We start from the raw sequence: 2,447 nt of genomic DNA, 5'->3' as shown, positions 1-2,447 counted from the left end.
CCAAACGGATGCACGGCTTCCTGGCCATGGGCACGGGACTTGATCAGTGCGCGTTCCTGGCGCGTGTAGGGGCGGCCGCTCTTGTCGCTTTCCAGAAAATACTGCCGAATCTCCGGACTTATGAATTCCATCATGTAGCGAAGATGGCCGATGACCGGATAGTTGGTCAGCACGTTATGGTGCGCTCGGGTCACGTCGTGGATGCCGATGCCGATCAGCGGAATGATCAGCAGCAGGAAATACAGGGCTCCGGGATAAAATGGAGCGAGAATGGCGACCGCCAAAAGCGAGAGCACGGAAAGAATATAGAACGAGAGACGCAGCATCATCGGGCTCCCTGGTGGAGACAAGGTCGCGCGACTCGAGAAGAGCGCGCGGTATAGTTCCAAGTGTAGCGAGCCACGCAGGCAACAATCCATGTTCTTGCCGGGCCGGGTATCCTTGGCCGATCCGGTTTCGTAGAAATCCAATTCTGAACGTTTCCGAAACTTTTTCGACGAGAACTTTGAACCATAAGATCGATCTGCGGTATTTTAGAAACGTGCACCGGATGTGTTGCGCCCGTGACGGGCTCATCGGTGGCCAATTCAAACAACGAGGACCCTATACATGTTGACCAACACTTCCAAAGGCCTTCTTCTGTCCGTGGCGATGTCCGCGCTTGTGCTCGGTGGTTGCAGCGATTACGTGAAAAAGTCGGATCTCAACGCCGCCGTGCAGCAGCTGCCCGCTTTCCAGCAACTCCAGTCCAAGGACCAAAACCTGCAGCAGCAGATCACTTCACTGAAATCCGACATGCAGGCCAAGTTGGCCAAGTACGATGCCCGTATTACCGCCATGCAAGGCCGTATCAAGGTTGGCAATGTGGCGCATTTCGCCTTCGACAAGTCAACGTTGCAGGACAGCGACAAGGCCATGCTTGACGACTTCGCCAAGGTCATGAATGCCCATCACGCCAATGCCGTGGTCACCGTCGAGGGCTTCACCGATCCTGCCGGTTCCGCTGCGTTCAACAAGAAGCTGGGCATGCAGCGTGCCGAAGCCGTGCGCAATTACCTGGTCCAGACCGACGGCATGAATGCGGACAAGGTGCGTGCGGTCAGCTATGGCGAGGCTCACAACCGTCAGGTCCAGCCGGGCAAGTGGGGCCCTGCCGGTTCGGAAAACCGTCATGTTTCTCTTGTCATCGACTATGCCGGAAGCTGATTTGCGGTCGGCTATTCGTTGCTGAATTTCGCGCCCCGGACCTTGTTCAAGGTCCGGGGCGTTTTCGTTTCTGCATCGTCTGACATGCAACATCCACGTCATGACATCAGCTGGGCATCGCCATCGACTGTTTTTTGCTTTCTGACCGGATGCTTGCGTGCGCCAGAAAATACGCGGAACCACCGCTGCATGGATAGCCAGAGATCCTCCAGGAGGACGACGCACTGCCGATATTCGCCTGCACCTGACCCTTCGTTTCCTCGGAAGCTATCCCTGTTCACGGTTTCCGCAGGCAGAGGCGGCGGCCATGGAAGTCGCCAGCATGGTCAGCGGCAAGGGAGGGTTGACCTTGTCTCTGGATCTGGTCGGAAGTTTCGGTCATGGGGCCGGTTGGTTGGGATGCCGCGAGCTACCCCAGAGACTTGTCCGCCTCAGGAATGAGCTGGACGATGTCTTGCATGCTTTCGACAATCTTGTGACCGAGAGTGTTACAAATGTCTTTCGTCCGCATGTGACCGTGTTGCGTGACATGCGTCAGCCAACGGATGCAGTATCCATCATGCCCGTGTACTGGCCGATCACTGATTTTGCTCTTGTGCACAGTGAGCTGGGCCATGTCCCACGCTATCGTATCGTGAAGGCTTATCCACTGAGGTGCTGAAGGCGATTCAGCCGGATCGGGCGACCATTTCAAAGTCGCGCAGCAGGTCGGGCTTTCGAGCCATGCGGGCGCAGGACTGAGCGGCAATGCCGTTTTGCAACGCGCTGCGGAACAGCGGTGCGACTGCTGCCAGTGTATGCGAGGCCACGTTTGCCTTGGCCAGATGCATGGGCGTGCGTCGCATCATCCGGCGGGCCCATGGCGGAAGCAGAGCTGCTCCCGCATGCAGAAACAGCTCCCGGGACAGACCCGCGGCGGGTACGGGGAGGCGGATCCCACTCAGCACGCGCAGCACTTCCCGCGAACGATCATCGAAACGAAGCTCGTCCTGTCTGTCCCTCAGGTAATCGCCTACCGCGCGTTCGCTGCCCGGCACGTCGCGTGCACCGAGTGCTACTGCAATACGACGAACTTCGTTGTAATACCGATCTGCATCGCGGGCAGGAAGCTTGCAGTGTGCGTAGCGCCGGAAGCCCTGGAGGAAGGCAAAGGCTTCGGTCACGTGGACCCAGGTGAGAAGCGCTGGATCATCTGCGGCATACGGTTGGCCGTCGGCAGTGTAGCCACGTATGTGGCGATG

3 protein-coding genes and 1 pseudogene are annotated in these 2,447 nt (G+C 58.0%); 2 read left to right on the top strand and 2 right to left on the bottom strand.

The annotated features are described in order from the left end of the window. A pseudogene (locus PF446_RS06260) lies at positions 1 to 329 on the bottom strand (FMN-binding glutamate synthase family protein); the annotation flags it as partial. A 280-nt stretch (positions 330 to 609) separates the two neighbouring features. Here PF446_RS06260 and PF446_RS06255 point away from each other — a divergent pair. After that, positions 610 to 1,206, top strand: coding sequence for an OmpA family protein (locus tag PF446_RS06255; protein ID WP_298070380.1), 597 nt, complete (start codon positions 610 to 612; stop codon positions 1,204 to 1,206). A 157-nt stretch (positions 1,207 to 1,363) separates the two neighbouring features. Then, complete coding sequence (locus PF446_RS06250) at positions 1,364 to 1,867, top strand: 2'-5' RNA ligase family protein (protein WP_298070379.1); 504 nt, start codon at positions 1,364 to 1,366, stop codon at positions 1,865 to 1,867. Between the two features lie 7 nt (positions 1,868 to 1,874). Here PF446_RS06250 and PF446_RS06245 read toward each other — a convergent pair. Further along, a partial coding sequence (locus PF446_RS06245) for an oxygenase MpaB family protein (protein WP_298070378.1) occupies positions 1,875 to 2,447 on the bottom strand: 573 nt, incomplete at its 5' end.

Source organism: Oleiagrimonas sp. (assembly GCF_027858935.1).
GTDB lineage: Bacteria > Pseudomonadota > Gammaproteobacteria > Xanthomonadales > Rhodanobacteraceae > Oleiagrimonas.
Note: the sequence above shows the minus strand (reverse complement) of the source record. Positions and strands in the feature narration are given on the sequence as shown.

Excerpts from the sequence above, each read along its gene's own strand:
- PF446_RS06255 (WP_298070380.1), top strand. The coding sequence starts at position 610 with ATGTTGACCAACACTTCCAAAGGCCTTCTTCTGTCCGTGGCGATGTCC.